Annotated in this window: 25 protein-coding genes and 1 tRNA gene; 15 read left to right on the forward strand and 11 right to left on the reverse strand. The window is 58.4% G+C overall.

Annotated elements, in window-relative coordinates:
- Positions 1-31: 31 nt before the first annotated feature.
- Genes P3G66_RS12475 through P3G66_RS12515 form a run of 9 tightly spaced genes read right to left on the reverse strand, consistent with a single transcriptional unit; the run spans position 32 to position 7,515 of the window.
- Positions 32-1,231 (reverse strand): acyl-CoA dehydrogenase family protein, encoded by a 1,200-nt coding sequence (locus tag P3G66_RS12475; protein WP_276116644.1) that lies wholly within the window; start codon positions 1,229-1,231, stop codon positions 32-34.
- A gap of 25 nt (positions 1,232-1,256) precedes the next feature.
- Positions 1,257-2,237: an NADPH:quinone oxidoreductase family protein gene (locus tag P3G66_RS12480; protein WP_065352975.1), complete on the reverse strand. Its 981-nt coding sequence runs from the start codon at positions 2,235-2,237 to the stop codon at positions 1,257-1,259.
- On the reverse strand, positions 2,234-2,656 hold the full coding sequence (locus P3G66_RS12485) for a MaoC/PaaZ C-terminal domain-containing protein (protein ID WP_030537578.1): 423 nt from the start codon (positions 2,654-2,656) through the stop codon (positions 2,234-2,236). Before P3G66_RS12485 ends, P3G66_RS12480 begins: the two co-directional genes overlap by 4 nt.
- A complete protein-coding gene (locus tag P3G66_RS12490) occupies positions 2,653-3,102 on the reverse strand; it encodes a MaoC family dehydratase N-terminal domain-containing protein (RefSeq protein ID WP_003945322.1) in 450 nt (149 codons plus the stop codon). The genes P3G66_RS12485 and P3G66_RS12490 overlap by 4 nt, the downstream gene beginning before the upstream one ends.
- Before the next feature lie 27 nt (positions 3,103-3,129).
- A complete protein-coding gene (locus P3G66_RS12495) occupies positions 3,130-3,921 on the reverse strand; it encodes an SDR family oxidoreductase (RefSeq protein ID WP_042446100.1) in 792 nt (263 codons plus the stop codon).
- The gene (locus P3G66_RS12500) at positions 3,908-4,783 is read right to left on the reverse strand and encodes an SDR family NAD(P)-dependent oxidoreductase (protein WP_030537576.1); all 876 of its coding nucleotides are present in this window, start codon (positions 4,781-4,783) and stop codon (positions 3,908-3,910) included. Before P3G66_RS12500 ends, P3G66_RS12495 begins: the two co-directional genes overlap by 14 nt.
- A 1-nt stretch (position 4,784) precedes the next feature.
- Entirely contained in the window at positions 4,785-5,915 is a 1,131-nt protein-coding gene (locus P3G66_RS12505) for a nitronate monooxygenase (RefSeq protein ID WP_276116645.1), read from the reverse strand.
- The gene (locus P3G66_RS12510; protein WP_030537574.1) at positions 5,912-6,670 is read right to left on the reverse strand and encodes a CoA-transferase; all 759 of its coding nucleotides are present in this window, start codon (positions 6,668-6,670) and stop codon (positions 5,912-5,914) included. Before P3G66_RS12510 ends, P3G66_RS12505 begins: the two co-directional genes overlap by 4 nt.
- Complete coding sequence (locus P3G66_RS12515; RefSeq protein ID WP_276116768.1) at positions 6,667-7,515, reverse strand: CoA-transferase; 849 nt, start codon at positions 7,513-7,515, stop codon at positions 6,667-6,669. The genes P3G66_RS12510 and P3G66_RS12515 overlap by 4 nt, the downstream gene beginning before the upstream one ends.
- A 175-nt stretch (positions 7,516-7,690) precedes the next feature.
- Between P3G66_RS12515 and P3G66_RS12520 the strand changes: the two genes are divergently transcribed.
- The 15 genes from P3G66_RS12520 to P3G66_RS12590 all read left to right on the forward strand — a co-directional run bounded on the left by P3G66_RS12520 (position 7,691) and on the right by P3G66_RS12590 (position 19,480).
- The gene (locus P3G66_RS12520) at positions 7,691-8,323 is read left to right on the forward strand and encodes a TetR/AcrR family transcriptional regulator (RefSeq protein ID WP_007733365.1); all 633 of its coding nucleotides are present in this window, start codon (positions 7,691-7,693) and stop codon (positions 8,321-8,323) included.
- Positions 8,320-9,366, forward strand: a complete 1,047-nt coding sequence (locus tag P3G66_RS12525) for a phosphotransferase family protein (protein WP_042446088.1) — start codon at positions 8,320-8,322, stop codon at positions 9,364-9,366. Before P3G66_RS12520 ends, P3G66_RS12525 begins: the two co-directional genes overlap by 4 nt.
- A gap of 317 nt (positions 9,367-9,683) precedes the next feature.
- Positions 9,684-10,478 carry an IclR family transcriptional regulator gene (locus tag P3G66_RS12530; protein ID WP_007733367.1) on the forward strand — a complete coding sequence of 265 codons (795 nt, stop codon included), beginning with the start codon at positions 9,684-9,686 and terminating at the stop codon, positions 10,476-10,478.
- Positions 10,479-10,631: 153 nt separating this feature from the next.
- A complete protein-coding gene (locus P3G66_RS12535; protein WP_228402290.1) occupies positions 10,632-10,889 on the forward strand; it encodes a TetR family transcriptional regulator in 258 nt (85 codons plus the stop codon).
- A complete protein-coding gene (locus tag P3G66_RS12540; protein WP_228401114.1) occupies positions 10,886-11,089 on the forward strand; it encodes a hypothetical protein in 204 nt (67 codons plus the stop codon). Before P3G66_RS12535 ends, P3G66_RS12540 begins: the two co-directional genes overlap by 4 nt.
- The gene (locus P3G66_RS12545; RefSeq protein WP_276116646.1) at positions 11,086-11,325 is read left to right on the forward strand and encodes a hypothetical protein; all 240 of its coding nucleotides are present in this window, start codon (positions 11,086-11,088) and stop codon (positions 11,323-11,325) included. The genes P3G66_RS12540 and P3G66_RS12545 overlap by 4 nt, the downstream gene beginning before the upstream one ends.
- 127 nt (positions 11,326-11,452) lie before the next feature.
- Positions 11,453-12,631, forward strand: a complete 1,179-nt coding sequence (locus tag P3G66_RS12550) for an acyl-CoA dehydrogenase family protein (RefSeq protein WP_276116647.1) — start codon at positions 11,453-11,455, stop codon at positions 12,629-12,631.
- 365 nt (positions 12,632-12,996) lie between these two features.
- Complete coding sequence (locus P3G66_RS12555) at positions 12,997-14,079, forward strand: site-specific integrase (protein WP_276116648.1); 1,083 nt, start codon at positions 12,997-12,999, stop codon at positions 14,077-14,079.
- 107 nt (positions 14,080-14,186) lie between these two features.
- Entirely contained in the window at positions 14,187-14,315 is a 129-nt protein-coding gene (locus P3G66_RS12560; RefSeq protein WP_276116649.1) for a hypothetical protein, read from the forward strand.
- Between the two features lie 529 nt (positions 14,316-14,844).
- A complete protein-coding gene (locus P3G66_RS12565; protein WP_276116650.1) occupies positions 14,845-15,210 on the forward strand; it encodes a hypothetical protein in 366 nt (121 codons plus the stop codon).
- 1,020 nt (positions 15,211-16,230) lie between these two features.
- Positions 16,231-16,881, forward strand: a complete 651-nt coding sequence (locus tag P3G66_RS12570; RefSeq protein WP_211921283.1) for a hypothetical protein — start codon at positions 16,231-16,233, stop codon at positions 16,879-16,881.
- Positions 16,882-17,056: 175 nt separating this feature from the next.
- Positions 17,057-17,227 carry a helix-turn-helix domain-containing protein gene (locus P3G66_RS12575; RefSeq protein WP_211921281.1) on the forward strand — a complete coding sequence of 57 codons (171 nt, stop codon included), beginning with the start codon at positions 17,057-17,059 and terminating at the stop codon, positions 17,225-17,227.
- Positions 17,228-17,860: 633 nt separating this feature from the next.
- On the forward strand, positions 17,861-18,778 hold the full coding sequence (locus P3G66_RS12580; RefSeq protein ID WP_276116651.1) for a ParB N-terminal domain-containing protein: 918 nt from the start codon (positions 17,861-17,863) through the stop codon (positions 18,776-18,778).
- Entirely contained in the window at positions 18,775-19,284 is a 510-nt protein-coding gene (locus P3G66_RS12585) for a hypothetical protein (protein ID WP_276116652.1), read from the forward strand. The genes P3G66_RS12580 and P3G66_RS12585 overlap by 4 nt, the downstream gene beginning before the upstream one ends.
- A gap of 123 nt (positions 19,285-19,407) precedes the next feature.
- A tRNA-Leu gene (locus P3G66_RS12590) sits at positions 19,408-19,480 on the forward strand.
- Between the two features lie 1,036 nt (positions 19,481-20,516).
- On the opposite strand, the gene P3G66_RS12595 is transcribed toward P3G66_RS12590, so the two are convergent.
- Entirely contained in the window at positions 20,517-21,152 is a 636-nt protein-coding gene (locus tag P3G66_RS12595; RefSeq protein WP_276116653.1) for a hypothetical protein, read from the reverse strand.
- 56 nt (positions 21,153-21,208) lie between these two features.
- Positions 21,209-21,754 carry a hypothetical protein gene (locus P3G66_RS12600; RefSeq protein WP_276116654.1) on the reverse strand — a complete coding sequence of 182 codons (546 nt, stop codon included), beginning with the start codon at positions 21,752-21,754 and terminating at the stop codon, positions 21,209-21,211.
- Positions 21,755-21,820: the final 66 nt, after the last annotated feature.

Raw genomic sequence — 21,820 nt, forward strand, 5'->3', positions numbered from 1 at the left:
GGCTTTCGCGGGCCTCGAACACCGATCGCCGTCAGCGGTGCTTGCGCAACTCGTGGCGTGCGACGCTCCTGATATGCACTTCGTCTGGTCCGTCGGCGATACCGAGGATCCGGGCACTCGCCCACATTCTCGCGATCGGGAAGTCGTCGGTGACACCGCCACCCCCGTGGCACTGGATCGATCGATTCAGGACGTTGCGCGCCACACGAGGACCGATGACTTTGACTGCCGCGATCTCGATCTGAGCGCCCTTGGCTCCGACCTGGTCGATGAGCCATGCTGTCTTCAGCACCAGAAGGCGGGCCTGCTCGATTTCCATTCGCGATTCGGCGACCCAGGTCCGGACAACTCCCTGATCCGAGATCGGCCCGCCAAAAGCGTTACGAGACTGGGCACGTCGAACCATCAAGTCCAATCCGCGCTCCGCCATGCCGATACAGCGCATGGCGTGGTGAATTCTGCCCGGACCCAGGCGCGCCTGTGCGATGGCGAACCCGTCTCCTTCGGACGCAAGCATATTTGTTGCCGGTACTCGAACGTTATCGAACCGAATTTCACAGTGGCCGTGTTGGTCGTGGTATCCGAATATCGGTAAACTGCGCACGATTTCGACTCCAGCGGTGGCGACGGGCACCAAGATCATCGATTGCTGCTTGTGGGGCTCTGCCTCGGCATTCGTCTTCCCCATGACTACCAGAATTTCGCACCGTGGGTCTGCTGCACCGGTCGTCCACCATTTTCGACCGTTCACGATGTATTCGTCGCCGTCCCGAACAATCGACGTCATGATGTTTCGGGCATCGGAGGACGCAACATCGGGTTCAGTCATGGAGAAGCCCGAACGCATTGTGCCGTCGAGCAGTGGTTGAAGCCATCGCTCCTTCTGCTCGCGGGTTCCCACCAGGTGCAGGATCTCCATGTTTCCGGTATCGGGCGCCGCGCAGTTGAGGGCTTCGGGGGCAATGTAGGGCGAGCGTCCCGTCACCTCGGCGATGTGGGCGTAGTCGAGGTGAGACAGTCCTGAGAGCGCCGGCATGAACAGATTCCACATGCCCTGGCGTCTCGCTTCCAACTTCAGCGACTCGACCACGGGTGGCAAGACGTGACTGCGAGGTCCTGCGGCCTCGAGTTGTTCGGAGTAAACCGACTCAGCTGGGTAGACGTGTTCGTCCATGAATGCTTCTAGACGCGCGATGATTTCGCGCGCAGCGGGGCTCGGAGCTAAGTCCATTGACGGCACCTTTTGTCGTGAATTGTCATTCGGGGTTGGTTGAGAGGATGACTTTGCCCAGCGCTCGTCGACTCATGACTTCCTCGAGTGCGGTAGGAGCATTGATCAGCGGGTGGATGCTGTTCACATGAGGAGACAGAGCGCCACCGTCGTACATGTCGAAGAGCGCTCGCATGTTGTCCGCGTTGCACTCCGGATTACGCTTCGCCCATGCGCCCCAGAGAACTCCATGTAGCGCCCCGCCAACGACGAGGAGGCGATTCATGCCGATCTTCGGAATCTGCCCCGAAGCGTAGCCAACCGTCAAATATCTTCCTGCGGTGGATAATGCGCGCACCGCTGTAGCGGCGTGATCTCCACCGACCGGGTCGTACACCACGTCTACACCGGACGGTGCGACCTGTGCGACTCGTTCGCGAAGGTTGCCCGTTGTGTAGTTGATCAACTCGTCTGCTCCATGTTGCTTACAGACCTCGAGTTTCGCTTCGGAGGACGCCGCCGCCACCACGCGTGCACCCAATGCTTTGCCGATCTCGATTGCGGTGAGCCCGACGCCCCCGGAGGCACCCAGGACGAGCAATGTCTCTCCTGGTCGGATCGCAGCTCGGTCGACGAGTGCGTGGTAGGACGTTCCGTAGGTAACCACGAATCCGGCAGCGTCGGAGAAACTCATGGAATCAGGGATGACAAAGACCTTGTCACTGGTGACCGCCACGAGTTCCGCGTATCCGCCCATGCCGCAGAAGGCCATGACTCGCATCCCCGGGGTGACCCCTTGGACGTCCGAGCCGACACTGTGCACTACACCCGCGACTTCCGACCCTGGAATGAAGGGGAGTGGGGGTTTAGTTTGATACGTTCCGGCGACGATCAACCCGTCGGGAAAATTGACACCCGCCGCCTTGACCGAGACGAGAACTTGGTTCGGTGTCGGCGTGGGATCGTCAATTTCTGTGAACTGCAGTTGATTCGGCAACCCCAGCTGGGTACATACGTGCGCCTTCACGGCCGCTCCGAAGGTACGAGGGGCGTCCGCACGAAGGTTGCCCACGCCTTGACCGCCAATCCGCCGGTCTGCCGCGTGCAGGCGAGTTCGACGTCGATCTTGTCACCTTCGTCGTCCGCATAGGTTCGTTCGACAAGCGCTGAGCATGTCAGAGTGTCTTCGGGCCAAACCTGTTCGAGGAACCGAACTCGTATCGCTCGGATGTTCTCTGCACCCAGCCAATCGGTGGCGAAGGTGGCCAGGAGCCCAGCTTGGAACATCCCGACCGAAAACGGACTCGGGTACCCCGCCGCCTCGGCGAAAACCTGGTCGTGATGAATCGGATTCATGTCTCCCGACGCACCTTGGTACCTGACGAAATCGGTGCGGGATACCGGACCGACAACCCACGGGGTCGGGACTGACACTGTGTTGATCAAGATTCCTCCACAGTCGGTCGAGCAGTTTCCACTCCGGTCATAGTTGCCCGAGCAATGAGATTTCCCTGTTCGTCTTCGAAATCCGTTGTCATCACGGCAAAAGTCATCTCGCCGCCCTTCCGTCCCTGCTTCGTGTAGATGTCGACGATCCGCGAAGTGCAGTTCAGACGAGTACCTGCGCGGGGAGGTGGACCGAAGAACTCGTACTTCTGTTCGGCATGGAGTCCGCGTTTGCCGTCGAGTTCTACCTTCCGCCACGGATCCGAGCCCTCTGTCTGCCAGAGGAGGGTCGTGGTGAGAAACGTCGGGGGCACTACCGGGAACTCGTCTTCGACATAGTTCCGATTGCTCGAATACGTGGCAACGGCGAACTCACGAATCTTGCCGCGCTCGATGTCCATACGGAACGGGGTGCCCGTGATACCTAGTGACTCTTTGTCGACCATAGCTTCTCCTTCAGAGCCCATGGGTGGCTATGCATGTTGGCTACTTACCGAAACGACTTCGCCCGTCATGTACGACGAGTAGTCGCTTGCAAGAAAGACCATGACGTTGGCGACCTCCCACGGCTGTGCCGCACGACCGAAAGCCTCACTCTTGCTGAGCTGTTCGAGCAGTTCGTCGCTGGTCACCTTGGCAAGGTGAGGATGCATCGCGATGCTCGGTGCAACCGCGTTGACCCGGATTCCGTGCGGTGCCACGTCGAGTGCAGAGCATCGTGTGAGCGCCATGACGCCGGCTTTCGCTGCGGCGTAGTGCGACTGCCCTTCCTGCGCACGCCAGCCGATGACCGACGCGTTGTTGACGATCACCCCCGACCCTCGTGGAATCATGACTCTCAACACTGATCGTGTGGTGCGGAAAGTGCTCGTCAGGGTCACATCGAGTACCGAACACCACTGCTCGTCGGTCATACTTTGAATGCTCGCCGTCCCGCCGAGGCCTGCGTTGTTGATGAGGACGTCGATGGATCCATACTCGGCAACCACCCGATCGACCATTGCGTCGATCTGCTGATTGTCCGTGACATCGCAAGGAACAGTGAGTGGGCGGGTGCCGAACTCGGACTCGATGCGGTCGGCGGCCGCGATCAATCTGCGCTCATGCCGGTCACTGATCGCCAGTCGGGCACCTTCGGCAGCAAAGCGTTGTGCCGCTGCGAATCCGATTCCAGTTCCCGCTGCTGCTGTCACCAGAACGGATTTGCCTTCAGCAAGGCCGTGTCCCGGACCAGGGATCGGCGCAGTCGTCTCAGACAATTTCACTCATCGCCTCTGTCAACTCTTCCACCGTCCATCGCGAGTCTCTGGCGATGGTCTTTCCGTACTGCCACCCGAGAAACTGGCGGACTTCGCCGCCTTTGGCGTAAAACACCTGACCAGTGGCGGGGCACTTCTCGGTGAGCAGATAGGCCACAACTGGCGAGACGTTGCCTGGATGATAGGTGTCGAATGTACTCGGATCGTCAGGTGCTGCAACAAGTTCCTTGATACCGGGAACGTTCTCGGTCATCCGTGTCCTGGCCACAGGCGTAATTGCGTTGACTCGCACACCGTATCGGGCGACCTCCTGTGCGAGGATCGTTGTCAACGCTGCGATCCCGGCCTTCGCGGCGCCGTAGTTGCTCTGACCGACGGCACCGAGCAGCCCGGAGGTGCTCGATACGTTCACGATCGACGCCGCGACGGTTTCGCCCGACTTCGAACGCTCGCGCCAGTAGTTGCCGAATACAGTGCAGGGCGCGAATGTAGCGCGTAGTTGTCCCGAGATCACGTCGTCCCAATCGGCCTCGGGCATGTTCAGAAACATTCGATCACGCAGGATGCCGGCATTGTTGACCAGGCCGTCGACCGAGCCGAATGCCTCGAGGGCCAGGTCCAGGAGTTCGCTCGCGCCGTCGATCGTCGTGACGTCCGCGACACTGGCAACTGCGATTCCTCCGGCCGCGACGATTTCGTCGACGACCGATGCCGCAATACTGATGTCGTTTCCGTGCCCGTCCGGTCCGGCGCCGGTGTCGTCGACAACCACTTTTGCGCCTTCGGCCGCAAGTAGCAGGGCGTGCTCCCGGCCCAAACCACGACCGGCGCCGGTTACTATGATTACTCGATCTTTCAGCTGATTCATTTCAGTTCGTTGTTCCTTTCACGTTTTCAGTTGACAAGACTCGACTGTCCAATTCGGGTGCGGGTGTGAGTCGAGCAAGGACGGCCTCCGCGTCCTGCATGATGCGTTCGACGAGTTCTGCGCTACTGGGGATGTCGTCGATCAGTCCGACGACCTGCCCGGTCGCCATGACTCCGATATCCGTGCGGCCGTCGAGGAGTGCGGATCGGTACAGCATCGGTGCGTTGGCGGCCATCACAACTTGCCGCCAGCCGAGTTCGTGGCTCTTCCGCATTTCCAGGCCTTCACGTATCAACTTCGACCAGGGTGTTCCCGAGAGACGTTGGAAAGCAACAGCATTGCGGGCAGCACGTAACATGCGCGTCAGTCCGTGGCTTGATTCGAGTTGATCGATCGTTCCTGCGCGCAGCACACGCTGAGGAACCCCGTCGATCTCGAGTGTGACCACGGTGTCGTTGACCGACTTCGAGAGATAGACATCTTTGACTGCCTGAGACACCGGTGAATCGCTGGTGAGCATGAAGCGAGTCCCCATCGCGATTCCGTCTGCACCGTAGGCGAGTGCTGAGACGAGACCTCGGCCGTCGAAATATCCGCCTGCCGCGATAACGGGGATGTCGACGGCGTCGACTACCTGTGGCAGAAGCAAACTCGTGGGGACTGCGCCTGTGTGTCCGCCGCCCTCGCCGCCTTGAACGACAACTGCGTCAACTCCCCACGCTGCAACTTTCTCGGCATGTCTGCGAGATCCGATCGACGGCACGACAACAAGGCCTGCATCTTTGAGTCGGCCGATCAGCGCCTGGTTCGGTGCGAGCGCAAAGGAGGCGATCTTGACCCCCGATCGAATGAGAAGTTTGATTCTGCGATCGATGTCGTCCTGGTTGGCTCGCAAGTTCACGCCGAATGGTTGGTCGGTGCGGTCTTTGACGTAATCGATGGCGCTGACGAGTTCGTCGTAGGTCAGCATCGCCCCGGCGATGATTCCCAAACCGCCGGCTTTGGTTGTGGCCGCCGTAAGTCGGGCGTCCGAGACGTACCCCATGCCGGTCTGCACAATCGGATACTTCACACCGAAGAGTTCGCAGATACGGGTGTGCAGTGGCCCGGTACCTGAGTTCAGCACGGTCATGCCGGTACTTCCTTGTCACGTAGGTTCCGTGGATCGATGACGTTGCGAATCAGGTCGAGTTCCTCGCTTGTGGGGGTTCGAGTAGTGGGTACGGCTTTGGGCAGGTGGAGTTCGAACCCGGTTGCGGCTACTACTTCCTCGACGGTTACGCCGGGGTGAGTCGACACCAGACGCAACTGTCCGCTATCCGGCTCGAAGTCCAGAACTGCGAGATTTGTGACAACTCGTCGTAACTCGTGGTATCGGCTGGCCGACGGTCCGGCCTTGCGTGCATTGTCGTTTCCGACACCGGAAACCATGTCGACCTGTGAAGTGAGAACGCGTGCACTGTGTTTCGGCACCCAGTAACTTGTCGGGTGATGCACGGTATTGCTCGGCGCTCCGCGGACTCCCAAGAGTTGCACTGTCGGCCGCGAATGATCACCTATCGCGGAGATGTTGCAGTTCCCATAGGAATCGAGCTGCGTGGGAATCATCATGATGTGCCGTTTGCCATTCCAGACGAGATTGAAGATCTGGTTGAAGGGCAACCACGATTCGACCTCGCCTGCCGGAGTTCGGTCGACGGCCCACGTGCCGCGCACGGCTGACGCTTCTCCGTCGGACAAAACGAGATCGGGTTCGAAAGTGTGACGCGCCAATCGCACACCGATTGCAGGTATCACGCCGAATGCGCTCGCGATCACTTCACCGTTGCCTCGGTACGCCTCGGCGCACGCGATCGCGCAGACCTCTGCCCGAGTGGCGTCACTCATGCCGGCACTCCTTCGAATTCCGCAGCGACGAGTCTCTGGTAGTCGGCCTCGGAGCCGGACAGATATCGGTCGACGAAGCGTTGCCAAGCTTCTGGATCTTTTGCTGCAGTGGCATATTCGAGTTGGAAAGCCTCGTCACGATCGTAGTCGGGTACGCAGGATGTGAAATGCGCACCACCTGGAGCGTGAACGACTCCCGATACAAGCAACCGGGGAATTCGAATCGTCGACGGATGTGCATCCGCGGTCAACTCCGCAGTGGGAACCACTTGTTCGCAAGAGACATAGACCGATTCGGCAGCCAGGCAGAACAGGTCGTCGAAGTACAGGTCCGGCCCGAGGTATTGGGCATTGCCATGCATGTCCGCGCGGTTCATATGTACCAGCGCGGCATCGAGGGGGAGCGCCGGCATCGCAACCAATGATTCGCCCGCATAAGGATCGACGATCGTCTGCAGTTCCGGATTCACCCGGAGGACGTCGGAACCGAGTCCCGCGCGAGTCGGCAGGTAGGGCATACGGATCCCGGCCGCGTACAGGCCCCATTGGAGCATGCCCTCGTCGTATTCGCTGACCTCGATACGACCAGCCTGTCGGGCTGCTCTGAAGTGAGGGTCCAGGGGGATCGAGTCCAGCGAGACGAAACTGAACACAACCTTTCGAACCTTTTCGGCTGCGCACAACAACCCCACATCAGCTCCGCCGTACGACACAACGGTCAGATCGGTCAGTTCTGACTTGAGGATCTCTCGGATGAGTGACATCGGCTTCCGGCGCGAACCCCACCCGCCGATTCCGATTGTCATTCCCGATCTCAGTCGACTTACGACATCTGCTTCCGACATTGTCTTGTCCGACACGCGTCCGTCCTCTCCTGGTATTTCACGAGCGCTCAAAGTCTCGTATCAAACGTTTGCTACGCGGTACGGAGCGACTGTAGCAAACGTTTGATTCGCGGTATAGAGTCAAAATTGCAACCTCGTCAGAGGTGACACGTGAAGACTCGTCAGGAGGACTTGAATGGAATGGTCGGATCGTCACGACTTGATACTCGAACAGGCTGCAGAACTGTTCGCCACCAAGGGGATCGCGGGCACCAAAGTTCGCGATATCGCTGATGCGGTGGGAATTCTGTCCGGAAGCCTTTATCACTACTTCCCATCGAAGGATGCAATCGCGAATACGATTGTCACACAATATCTTCAGGCGCTCACGAGCGCATACGGGTCGATCCTGGAATCTGCCGGTGACCCACGTACTCGCCTCGGTTCGCTGGTTCGAGCTTCGTTTCAGGTCAGTCAGGCGCACCCACACGCCTCCGAGATCTATCAGAACAACAGCACCTATCTCCGGAAACTTGACTCCTATCACGACATCCGTGAGGCCGCCCGTAGCACCAAGGACGCCTGGATCGCTGTTATCGAATCCGGAATGAGCGCAGGCGAGTTTCGATCGGACCTGCCGGCGGAGATTCTCTACGGACTGATTCGCGACGCTGTGTGGTTGTCGCTCCGATGGTTCAGCCCCACAGAGGAGTTCGGTCTTTCAGAGCTCGCCGATGCCGTCGTTTCGGTGTTTCTCGACGGCATCGATGCGCCGCTGAAATCAGCATCTGTCGGAAGTGGTCCCGCGCGTGAGGGTGTGAGGTCGTGAACCTGGCACCGCAGGGCGACAACGGTTTGTGTGAGCCCCTGGTGGCGGCGTGGTTCCGTGAGTATCTGCCCGATGCCACGCAAGGATTGCTCGAATTCGAACGGATCGCCGGTGGACGCTCGAACCTGACTTACTCGGTGAGCGACGAGGCAGGTTCTCGATGGGTGCTACGTCGACCCCCGCTCGGAATCAGGCATGCATCCGCCCATGATGTAATTCGCGAAGCTGACATTCTCGAGCGACTGCAGAACGTGCCGGTTCCGTCACCGATCGTTGTAGGCAAGTGCATTGACGAATCTGTGACTGGTGCTCCGTTCTTTGTCATGGACTTCATCGACGGCGCAGTCCTGCGTGATCCGGAGGTAGTACGCGCGAAAATCCCGTACGAAACGCGAGCCGGATTGGCCGCGGAACTGGTTCGCAATCTTGCCGCCCTGCACTCGGTCGACCCTCGTGAGATCGGATGGAATGCTCTGGCCGATCGGACGGACTACATCGATCGTCAGTTGAATCGGTGGTTGCGGAACTGGAAGGGTGATCGTGTGCGAGATAGCCTCGACCTCGAACGCACACATGCCAAGTTGTCTCGAAATATTCCCCCTCAGTGCAGTAGCAGCGTCGTGCACGGTGACTTTCGCCTTGACAACTGCATTGTCGGCGCCGACGGCGTGATCGCCGGAATACTGGATTGGGAACTGGCCACGGTGGGTGACCCCTTGGCAGACCTGGGCCAACTGTTGGTCTATTGGGCCGAACCCGATGACGATGTTTGTGCATTGGAGAATGCTCCGACTCGAATCGAAGGTTTCCCGTCGCGCGATGAGCTGTTGGACGTCTATATCTCTGCGGCCCAACAAGATGCGGACTTCAATATCGACTTCTACATTGCGTTCAACTGGTGGAAGATCGCATGCATTGTCGAGGGTGTGTACAGCCGCACGCTACGTGGCGCGATGGGCGAAATCGAGCGGTCGGCGGAATCGTTCGGCGCCCAGGCGGACAGGCTTGCGGCACAAGCGTGGCGAATGGCCCAACGGATTTGACGGAAATCTTCCGTGCGACTTTCTGGTCTAGTGGAATATGCCTCCGGGGTAACGTATTTCGCCCTTCTCTGTTCATGTTGCGGCGTTAACGTCCACCGTGATCCTTCTGTGAATGCTCCTGAGGTTTTTCTCTTCACACCCGATGTCAACATGGCACAATTTGTCACACTGAGATCGTTCGAACATCCGACGGTGACGGACGGCCTGGTGTCGCGGTGCTGTTGCAGCGGGCCGTAACCAGTAAGCCCGGTAGCGCTTTTCGGCTCCACGTGCCCCACATGCACCATAAATTGTGGGAATGACTTCAAGGAATTCGCATGCAAGCTTCCGCTCGTGCAGACGCTACGACCCCGGCGGGGTTCCTGGATCGACTGGCGTCGGTCATGGATGCTTTCGAAGTGTCCGGACAGCTCACTCTCAGTCAAGTTTCGCGAATTACCGGCTTGCCTCGTTCGTCGGTGCATCGCATGCTCGAGCAGCTCGTCGCCAAGAAGTGGCTCCGGCGGGATGGCACTGATTACTGCCTTGGAATCAGATTGATGGAGCTGGGAAGCCTTGCAATACAACAGGATCGATTGTATTCGGTCGCTTTGCCCTTCCTCCGCGAGTTGCATCGAGTGACCGGACTGGTAGTGCAGTTCGGAGTGCTGGACGCGCCGGATGTCGTTTACCTCGACAAGATCGGCGGAATGCTGTCCGGTGTAGTTCCTACTCGTGTCGGCGAACGTTCTTCGGCCGACAGGTCGGCTCTTGGACGTGCGCTCCTTGCGTTCGGAGGCTCCCCTGTGGGCGCTGAAGCGCCGATGACTCTAAGGCAGGAACTCAGTCGAATACGTGATACCGGCGTAGCGTACGGCGCGGGGCTGTTGAGTCCCGGCCTCAATTGCGTTGCTGCACCGGTTGGGCCGCAAGGAAACGCGATTGCTGCCGTTGCTGTTTCCGGTCCGTCCGCGATGCTCAAACTCGACTACCGAAGTGCGGTACCTGTCCGCCTTGTAGCGTCATCGATTTGGGGGGCGGTTGGCCAAACTGCGACACATTTCGATGTTCAACGCACCATGCGTGAACTGCGAGCGTTGCCGTCGGCGGGACCCAGGCGTATGCGTTCGTGAACGTCGATGATCCGTAGACTTGGTCCTGCGCTGCCGCCTCGAATCGCGTCAAATGGCGATGGGGGTGAGACGAGGCTGGCCTGGCGTCTCGATGTCCAGTCGGTGGCGGAACTGATCGAAGGCGAAGTGGACGGTTCATGGCTTCCGCAGCCGATGCCAGGGTTCTTCCTGTTCAACTCCGAAGCACGGTGGCGCACCGTGCGATACTGGCATGAGCATGGTTCAGTGTCTAACTCCCCGTCGCTCACCCAACGGCGGAAGGAGCAGGCAAAGTTGGAGATATCACGTTGTGCTGCAGAGCTTTTTGTCCTTCGCGGCGAGAATCCGGTGACCGCCGAGGGCATTGCACGCGCAGCTGGAATCGGACTTCGCACGTTCTATCGATACTTCGGACGAAGGAAGATGCGGTGAGGCCGATACTCGCCAACGGGATCGACGAATGGCTCGGGTATATCGCGTCCAGTTCGCCGGGTACGCCTGTTGTTCAGGTGCTGGCATCCGCCGCCCGCGTCGCACTGAATTCACCTGCCGCAACACCCGATGCGATTGCGTTGATTCGCCGACTTCAAAGGATTGTTTCTGGCGATCCGGCGCTTCGGAACGCGTGGTGAGCTTGGTCAACGACACCGAGACTGCTTTGGTGCTCGTACTGCGTGATTTGATGGGACCCGGCGCAGAGCCACTGGAAGTGCGTTTGCTTGCAATTGCAGCGAACACGGCCCAGCGGATGGCCGTTGTCGCGTGGGTTGACGGGGACTCCCCGGCGTATGGCGACGGCTCGCCTGCGGAAGTTGCGATGAGGTGTATTCGCATTCTGACCGCGGGACTGGGGCACGTGTCGACCTGAACGCCACTGGCCTTGTCGCATTCGTATTGATCGGCGCTGAACGAACTGGCCGTTCTACTTCCGCATTTTTCTAGAACGTGTTCTACTTTATTGAAGGTTGGCGGGCTATCAATGGAGGCGGAAGATCATGGGTCAGGTTCTGGACAACATCTCACAGTTCGCCGACGAGATCCGCGCCGACGGGGTCGAGGGCGACAAGCTGATGCGCTTGACGGACGGCAGCGCGAAGCGCTTGCGCGACTCCGGCGTCATCCGGATGTTCCAGCCGAAGGAGTTCGGAGGCCTCGAGGCGCATCCGCGTGAATTCGCCGAGACGGCAATGGCTATCGGCGCGATGGACGGTGCCACGGGCTGGGTCAGCGGCATCGTCGGTGTTCATCCGTGGGAGCTTGCGTTCTTCGACCGCAAGGCTCAGGAAGAGGTGTGGGGAACCGATCCCGATACGTGGATGGCGTCGCCGTATGCGCCGATGGGTGTGGCGAGGCCGGACGAGGGTGGGTACATCCTCAACGGTCGCTGGTCGTTCTCGTCCGGTACCGATCATTGTGACTGGATCATGATCGGTGCGATGGTCGGTGACGAGTCCGGTAAGCCGTTGATGCCGCCGAAGATTCTGCACGTGTTGTTGCCGCGTTCGGATTACGACATCGACCAGGACAGCTGGAATGTCGTGGGTCTGCGCGGTACGGGGTCGAAGGATCTGATCGTCAAGGATGCGTTCTTGCCGACGTACCGCACGATCGACGCCGGAAAGGTTTTCGACGGGACGGCGTGGAAGGAAGCGGGTCGTACGGAGACGTTGTACAAGTTCCCGTTCTCGTGCATTTTCCCGTTGGGGATCACCTCGTCGTTGATCGGTATCGCCGAAGGTGCGTTGGCGTGCAACATGGCTGCGCAGCGTGAGCGTGTGACGGTCAGTGGTGTTCCGATCAAGGAAGATCCGTACGTGCTGTTCGCGATCGGTGAGGCGGCGGCCGAGATCGCTGCTTCTCGGGCTGCGATCTTGGAGACGGTGGATCGTTTCTGGGACATGACGGAGAAGGGGCAGGAAGTTTCGTTCGAGCTTCGTGCGATCGGTCGGCGTACGCAGACTGCTGCGGCGTGGCGGGCGGTGCGGGCGGTGGACGAGATCTTTGCTCGTTCCGGTGGTGGGGCTTTGCAGTTGAGCACGCCGATGCAGCGGTTCTGGCGTGATGCGCATGCCGGTTTGGCGCACGCGATCCATGTACCCGGTTCCATTTTCCATGCGTCGACGCTCTCGCAGCTCGGTGGCGAGCCGAAGGGCATCCACAGGGCAATGATCTGAGCCGTCCTGGGGACACCCGGAGGTGTCCCCATCGCGGTTTTCGTGGGGGTCGATGAGCATGTCGGTGAATCTGGTCGATGACCTCGGACTGTCCGCAGAACCCGCATCGGAGTGACGGCCAACGCGCAATGTGGGTTATAGGGCAAACACCGATAGGCTGGCGGTCATGGCTGAGTTCATTTACACGATGTTGTTGTAGACCCTACGCACAATGTGAATCCATTGTCAATGGTAGAGGGCATATTTGCAGTTGATAGCCCATTTTCTGCTCACGAGAGTGTGTGCGTTTGCGGCACGTTCGGCGCGCAAAGTTTGTTTCGGTCGGGGGATATGTGGGAGTCCCCCGCAACCGATACACTCCTCGAATGGGATCGATACAGCGCCGCACGTACGCCGAGGGGAAGCCGCCCCGGTACATTGCGCGGACGCGTGTCGGCGGCAAGGAAATCTCGAAGAGCTTCGCGAAGCAGAAAGAAGCCCGTGACTGGATCCGGGATCGCGAAGGACTCAAGCCAACTGGCGCACGCGTAGACAATCAGATGCTCAGCAAAATCCTCGAAGCCCACATTGAACAATCTGCAACCGAGTCAACTCGGGCAGTACGCACGCATCTTGCCGCGAACCTCGGTGATCTTGAGTTCAAAAAGCTAGGCGACATCGACGCCGACGATGTTCGGGGATGGCGAGCAGTCCTTGCGAATGGGCGTCCGTGGGTTGATGGTCGGCCGCTGTCGAACAGTTCGATCCGTACGCTCACTGGCACCTTGTCGGCTGTGTTCAATGATGCAGTGGCCCAAGGCCAGATCGTTAGAAATCCGGTGACTGCGGTGCGTCGAAAAGGGACCGCGAATCAGGCTGTCGAGCCCCATCAGATCCTATTGCTCGATGAGATTCGAGCGCTGATGGCTGCGGCTGGTGAACCATTCGTAACAATGCTTGAGTTCGGTGCGACAAGTGGTCTGCGAGCTGGTGAGCTTGCTGGATTGCGTGTCCGTTCGATCGATTTCGAACGTCAAGTCGTGGACGTAACCGAGCAGGCTGACGGACATCACACCGCGTTTGGTTGGCGACCCCTGAAGTCTGAGAAGTCTCGGCGAACGATCCCGCTGCCGGATTCCACGATTCGAGCTATCGAGGCGCATCTCGAATCTCATCCGGACTACGGCCCGAGCACGCCGCTGTTTCGTGCCACTCAGGGCGGTCAATGGTCGAGCGCGCACATTGCGAAAGTGTGGCGAGCAGTGGCTTCGGAGGCTGGCGTTGAGAATCACTCCTGGCATTCGTTACGTCACTTCTTTGCGTCCGCGTTGATCGCGTCAGGTGCTTCGGTGACGACGGTTCAGCAGAGGTTGGGTCATGCATCGCCAATGGTGACGTTGGCGGTTTATTCACATCTGTGGCCAGGGGAGGACGAGAAGACCCGCGCTGTGTTCGATGGTCTGCTTTGAGTGCAGGGATTGCATTGAACTAAGTCACTGAGCTAACTCAGGTGTCCCAATTGGCGCACCTCGCCTATGTCGGTTGCTTCACGGAGCGCTCACTGAATCCTCACTGAATGCTCACTGAGCGCTCACTGCAAGTAGCTCTGGCCCGGCCGCCCCAGAGCTACTTTGCGCCGATTCCCGACACCTTCGGGAATGCTCCCGACTATGTCGCGACTGCCTGGATCCGTGGCGGGCGCTAGCGCTTTGCTACAGCAGGCGCTTAGGAAGTGCTTAGCGGGTGCTAGCGCTTTGCCACAGCCGGCACCGGGAATCTTCCCGCCTCCGGGAAAAACCTTCGCCGTGCGCCGAAGGTTCTTTTCGCCGACTTTAGGCCAACTGTGTGGCCTGAGTTTGGCTGTAGGATTCCGCAGGCTACCTGCGGTGATGGTGTTTTGTTCCGGCGGGAATCCTCGGGGAGTCCCCGCATGTGTCCCCAGGGGACATGTTGTTGCAGCAGTCTGTTGCAAGTTGTCGCAAAGGGCCGTCGCAGGCAGGCCCGTGGCGAATTATTGAGAGTCTCTGTAGACCCTATTTAGACCCAGTGGAGATGTAACGGAGCCTGTAACGCACGTGTAGCGCCGTTACATGTGGTGGTCATGGCAGGTCGGCGAGGTATTGCTTGGCATGAACTGTCACCGCGTCGGCGTAGATCCGGCGTGCAGTGAGGAGGGGCCCGATCGAGGGTGGGGCCACGAACCCAGGGCTACCGTGGGCAGCGTCGGGGCTTTGGTGGCTGAGTCCATCAAAGCGGACCCGCAACTGTCGAACCGTGAACATGCCAAGCGGACGGGCGTCGATAAGAACACCGTCAGCGCGGTTCGTGACGAACTTGAGTCAACTGGTGAAATTCACCAGTTGGAGCGAACAGTCGGGGCGGACGGCAAAGAACGTCCTGCCACGAAGCCTCGGCCGGTTGTCGATTCCGCACCACGACAGCCAGATCCGTCAATCGACCATTCCAACCGAGAAACTGAATCCGCGCCAGGCATGACAGCCGACGAACTCCTTGTCTCCGACCTCGATGGCTTCGAGGTGTCGATTGTGGACCAGGTTGCTCAGATCAACCCATATAGCTTTTGGGGCTTAATGGGTTAGTTTCCCGCACACGGACACTCGGTCCCGTTGAAGCCTTGTTGTCACGAGTTTTGCGGCTGCAATCTCGGGCTGCTCGGGTCGCCATTCGTTGCTACGAGGTACGCGGCGAAACGAGAGAGGGCGTAGTCCAAAGTGGCTGGCCCACCCCCTCAGACGGCGTTTTACGGGATCCCGTAAAACGCCCAGTGACGTTGTTGCCACTGTTGTGCGCTGATGCCATGGCGCGCTCGATGATCTTGGCGAAGTCCTCCATCGGGAATAGCCAGTACCGGACTGAAGCTTCCCGACGCTGGGGACCCTTTGGATGCATAAGGTCGAGTCTGCGATTAGAAATGTGACAGACGGCACGCCGATGCGCCGCACGATGTGTGTGCTGACAGAGGCGTGCTGGGTTTTTCATCGATCTGACTCGCAACATCTCGCGTTATGTGTTTCTGTCGGCCACTAGGTCTAAGCTTGCGGTGGAGCGGGACGCGGTGTAGCATGCCGATTGAGCAGACTCGCCGGGGCGACAACTAACAGTCCCCGCATCGCAGCTCATTCTTGTGACGCAACGCCCGCACAATGCGGATTTCGTTGCGTCATTCTTCGCGCCGATTTGTCGGCTACAGCTCTACCCGCTGCCAGGTGGGGGATCCTTGTCAATTTCACAGCGTCAGATCTAACGCTGCATGCCGTTAAGGCGTGTGGTGCATTCCCGCTTTGTCAACTCGATCGAGTGCAATCGATCGTCAACTACGTAGGAGATTATCACATTGAACTTTGATGCTTTTCGATCCGATCACGGTGCCGCCAAGGTGTTGCTGAACGCAACAAATCGGGTGGTGCTGGTCTAAATGTCCGAGTTCACAGTTACGTCAGAGACGCAGCGCCGCAAAGGGCACAAGCCCTTTCAGCGCTTTTTGGTCTCTCGCCAAAGGGGCAACGGCCCAGCTGGCGTGTGGTCGATGAGCCCGACGGCTCTTCAGGACCTCGCTGATCAAATTCACGATGCCCTCCTAGCTCACGAGGAGGAAACTTATGCCGGCCACCGGCGTCCTAGAACCACCACTGACGCCTCAACTCGATGAAGCACTACCGGCCCAGTATGTCGACGCTGTCCACGACGGGGTCAGGGGTAAGCGGCCCGAACAATTCGGGATGCTCGTCTCGATCTGCATGGCTGCCCAGATTCGAGGGTGGAGTCGGGAGCGAACCGAGTCTCATGTGTGCGATCCGCTCAAATCCGGTCTGTGGAGGCAGCTTTCCGTCGACCACAAGGGAAAAGAGTTCCCTGCTGGGAGTGCGGCGCGGGCGTTTCGCGATGCATGGGATCGAGCCCAGGAGCACCTTGATGATCCATACAACTCTTTCGATATGCGGCAGAAGGCGGTTGAGGAGGCGTTCGCGGTCGTGGATCTGCTCGATGATCCGGATTTGGACTTGGGTTTGAACGAACCGCAGAGGGCGACTTTGTGTTTCGTGGCCAATGAAATCGTACGTCGTGAGCGGAGGTCGGTCACCTGCCCGACTCGGGATGTCGAGGCCGCAACGGGTTTCAACCGGCAAAGGATTCGGACGGCGTTGGGCAAGCTGGTTCAACTTGGATGGCTCGAAAAATTGTCCAGTGGACATTCTGGTGCCAGGCATGGGAAGGCGGCGATCTTTGCGCTGGGTCCATTGGCGCGGTAGCTCTCCGAGTGGCGATCCCTCTATGGGTTGATTTCGGGGTGGTAAATCTTTCCAACACTCACTGAATCCTCACTGAAGGCTCAGTGAGTCACCGGATCCTCGATGGAATCTCACGACGTGAGGAAATTCTTCACGTCTCCGAACGTACAGATTGGACACCAGAACAGGAGGAAGAATGGCAGAGACAACGTTTATGACTGTGAAGGACCTTTCGATGCGATGGGTGATCTCCGAACGAAGAGTCCGTGACCTCGCGGCGTGCGGAGAAGTTCCTGCGATGCGGATCGGAAAGTTGTGGCGATTCAACGTGGACAAGATCGTGGCTTGGGAGAGGGCCAACGCGTAGTCGCACCAACCGAACTGAACAGATCTGTGCCTTCGAATAGGAGAACTGTGTCAAAACTCGAACAACCCCAGGCAGACCCACGTGTCGCCGAGTTACTCGTCGCAGCCCCTCCTCTCACCGAGGAACGGAGGAGTCGATTAGCTGCACTCTTCCGTGCAGAAACCGGCGAATCTTGACGTAAACCGGCTCGTCCGCAGCTATGCCACCATTCATATGTAGCGGATTAATCCGTTCGAGATAGCGAAGCCACCCCGACAACACCTTGGGGTGGCCCTTTTTATGCCTACACAAAGACCGAACTCACACTTAGAAAAGAGAACACCCTATGGAACAGGATTGGATCACCCGATACGAGGCTGCTGATCGGTTATCCCGATCAAAGCAGACAATCGCCCGCTGGATCACGCAGAACGACATCGAGCAACGAGGCCAAGGTAGGTACGCGAAGTATCGACTATCTGACCTCCTTCGCATCAAACATCAGAGTGAGGCCAACAAGGCCAGTGGACGATTCAGTTCCGAGCGGCAGCCGGAAATTGCGGGCCGGCCGAAACCCGATATGGCTTACGGACGATAGAAATCAAAAACTACCTCGCGATCACGCGGGTAGTTAGCCTTCATTAAGGAGTTCACATGAATATCGTTGGAGTCCACCGGTATGCGGACCATTTCCCTATGTTGTCGGATGGTGAGTTGGATGAGCTGGCGGAGTCGATCAAGTCGGTCGGCTTACTCCATCCGCTGACAGTCACCAATGACGGCCTGTTGTTGGATGGCCGCAATCGCCTAGAAGCGTGTAATCGGGCCGGCGTCGAGGCGCGTATCGACGTCTACGACGGCGATGATTTCGCTGAGTTCGTCATCGCCTGCAATGTCGGGCGTCGTCACATGTCCACTGGTGCCCGGGCTATGTCTACGGCGTTGGTGTTGGAAGCGGACGGACGTAGAAATGACGGCCGATGGAAGCGCGGCAGCGTCCAGATCGGAGATAATGGAGAATCCTCTATTAACTCGGCCTGGATCAAGGCGTTGAAAGACGCTGGCATCGTCCTGGACTTCGCTCCCGAGTTTGCTGAGCAGGTGGTGGCTGGCACCCTCGCCCTCGATGCGGCCTTCAAGAAAGCATGCGAGAAGCGGGATTACGAAACGTCGCTGCTCGAAGAAGAGAAACGTGCGGAGCAGCGCGAGACCGATGCACGCGCCTTCCTCGAAGCCAAAGCGCCTGACTACCTCACAGACAATGAACCACCATCCGTGTCAAAAGCGCGCTGGGAAGCGGACTTCAAGAGGGAGGCCGCGACGGCTCGACGTGAAGCTGAGGAAGCCGAACGCGCCGCCAAAGCCGAACGCGACATTCGCTACAGCCTGTACACCGGCTGCGCACAATCCATCCTCCCGCTCGCAGCGAAACGCAAGATCCCAGCTGCAGAATTCATGGACGGATTCAACGCTAAGGAGTTGGCCGACCTCAACGCATCCGCATACACCGCCGACAAAATTGAGGGCGCGATCAGCTTCCTCAGCGACCTCCTGGAGTGGACAAAGAAATGAACCAAGACCTCAACAAGTTCTTCAATGAGACTGTCGCCCAACTGGCAAACGACGCCGGCGGCATGGACGAGACACACCTATGGTCATCGGTCGAAGTAGATTTTCGATCCAAGGTCGCTGCCGGCTATTTTCCCAACCTAGACCCCATCGCCCAAATGGTAAGGGCACAACAGAAACGGTGGGTCGACTACTCGCGGAGCACGTTTAACCGCAATCTGGAGGACCTAGTCGAGCTGTTGAAGCAAGCGGGAGAAGGCCTTTGGGGCTCAGCATCGAAGCACCTAGAGCTTCCGGTGCGCGTCAACGGGGTGATCATCCCGACGGGGAGCTTGACTGCAGAGGACCTGCTCCACCTGTTGGAAAATCGTCGCGGCAATCTTCAGAGGCAACAAGGCGCATTCGACAACTCGGAGAACTCAACGGCATATCTGGTCGAGGCGATGTCGATAACTGGTTCCCGGGTTCTCGAAGGGGTGTTCCTTGACTCCATAGCCGTTGCGGCATAAACCGGCTCGGGTGACTGGACCGTAAACTTTAGTTGTAGCTGGTTTGAAGTTGGGTCTCTCAGATACTAATCGCGACCCGCCAAACCAGCTGCTGCATCCCCGCCCTCAAAGGGCGGAAGATCTGCCCCGTTACGCAAACGGCAAAGCGGCATTCCACAAAAGAATGTGTGTGCGAGTTCAACTCTCGCACGGGGTACGGCTCACATGTCGGTGTGAGAATCTGCGGGCGTTGGCCAGTCGCGGCAGGTTGGTGTTGACCCGGTGAGCTTGTGGGTGGTTCCCGTGGTCCGCCTTGGCGGGTGGTGGCCTGAACCAGGCCACCACCCAGCCTCCAAGCAGAGTGGTTATAGGCCCAGCGCTTGAGGTAGCTGCATTAGGACGCCGAACGCTGAAAAGGACAGACCTAGCACAGCGGTCCTGAGCTCGATAACCGCATGCCCCGCGTGTTCACGAGATTGTTCCGACAATGCCGCGAGAAGACTTCGCTCGATACGCTGATCCTCGGCCACGAGCTTCTCAGTCTGTTGCTGCAAGGCTGAAGTGAGTGCGGCGATATCCCGACGTGCCGCATTCAGATTGGCTTCCAGTGCAGTCACCCGTGGCCTAAGCGGCAGATCTGGATCGATGCTGACCTCTACTAGCGCAGTGGAACTGCCTACGCTGATGGTGGAGGCCGTGGCGTAGACGGTGGCATGTTGTCTACGTCGAAACGGATTCAAGTTTCGAATCCGTTCGGGAAGCAGGTGCGCACCATCCGCGGAGTGTCGCCATGCGAGGAATAGCCCTCTGGCAGCCAGGGTCAGGCCTCCGATTTCAAGAACTTTGCCTACGAACACAACCCACATATGCCTGCACAGTCCTTCGAATCGGAAGCAGTCTCGGATAGCACCGTCAAGGCATGTTAGTCGGTCGTCGGTTGTGAACGAATTCGAGGTACCTGGGTTCTCCTGGTTGATAGGCGAAGTCAAAATTCTACTTCGTAGTCTGCGGATTTCGCATGAAGGGTCCCAGTTCGGCGGATTAGATCCGCTCGCTAATTTTCTTGCTCGCAAACCTATTTCAAAAAGAAGGGTAGATGATTTGAAACGATTTCGGGAATGGGTCGTTGAGACGTATTATGACTGGCTTGTGAAGTTCATGTTGTTTCAGATGAAGGTTTGAGTGTTGGCCCCAGGCGATGTCTGGGGCACTTTTTCTGCATGAGGATGAGATTGGCTTTCTGAGCAGTTATTTCAACAGTCTCGTCTGCAGTTAACGTTCGGATCGCGAGTCGGAGTTGTCGTGATCTGAGAGACGGTTTCATCCCCGGATACGGGCGCTTCCGAGTCTTCGGAGGTAGTCGGAGTCGTTTCACTCGCTTGTCGGTTGGCTTGCTCGCGACGAGCGATCGCGGCCCTGTTGCCGTTGCTCTGCCCGAATCGGCGCGCCGCAAGTCGGGCCTGGAGAAGGTTAAGTGCTCCTCCCGCCACCAAGGTCAAGGCCAATGGCCATGAGACGTTATGAACAAGTTGCGCGCCATCGATCTTTCCTAGGACGACGAACGATCCAAAGGCAAGGCTTACGATTGATATCGCCACGATTAGGCGGACATATATTCTTTGTTTGCGGGTGAGGGGAAGGGGTTTGACGCTCTTCGCGTACATGCGCTTGACATATTCGGATAATCGATCTTCAAGCAAATCTCGCAGCAAGATGCTCGCGCTGTAGTCGGGGAATTTATCAAGCAACTCCGCGTCAGCGACGAGGGTTGAGCGTTCATCCATCGCCTCGATCCTACGAATCACCATCGCCGCGACCCCTGCGATAAACGGTCCAAACAGCAGCGCTGTCAAAGCGACTACCCACGGCATTTGTTGCCACCAATTCATGTGGCAAGTGTGCACCATCCGCGTCGAAGCGGCAGCGATAGTCCCGCACTCGCGCACTAGCTGGTCCGGGGCGGCACATCCTCACCATCAGAGTTGAATGACAGACGACTCGCAGGCGGATCATACTTCGTGCGCAACCGATCAAGCGTCCGCTGACACGACCGGACCAGATCGGTGAGAGCATCGGTAGCCCTCAGCTGAAATCTGCGATGATTGAACTCCAATCCGAGGGGACTCATGCCAACCGCCAACACTTCCTCGAGGATCGCGGTATGGGTATCTATCAGTTTCCTCATCGACTGGTTGGAATCCAGCCCAAGCAGTCGCAGTTTCATCTCGACAGGCCGGCACTTGTCGATGTACTCGCGGACATAGTTATAGGTCGGTATGGGATCTGTTGGTTCGCCTCGCGCTCCGGCGGCCATGCTAACCGCGAGAACAGCATCATGCGATGCTGCTGCTACGTCGAGAGCTTCCACCAGAACGCTCATTGCTTCCTCGCGCCTTCTCTCAACAGCTGCCGATGTCTCCTTTTCTTTGTGCTGCTGGTGGTTGCGTCGGATTCCGAGCCATGTCACTCCTGCGACGACGAGGGCGACCATTGCCGCTATCAGAGTCGCTACAGGCTGGGTTAGCCATGTAGAGGATTGCGCGGGAATATTTTGCAC

It is taken from the genome of Rhodococcus sp. C3V (assembly GCF_029269915.1).
Classification (GTDB): domain Bacteria; phylum Actinomycetota; class Actinomycetes; order Mycobacteriales; family Mycobacteriaceae; genus Rhodococcus_F; species Rhodococcus_F qingshengii.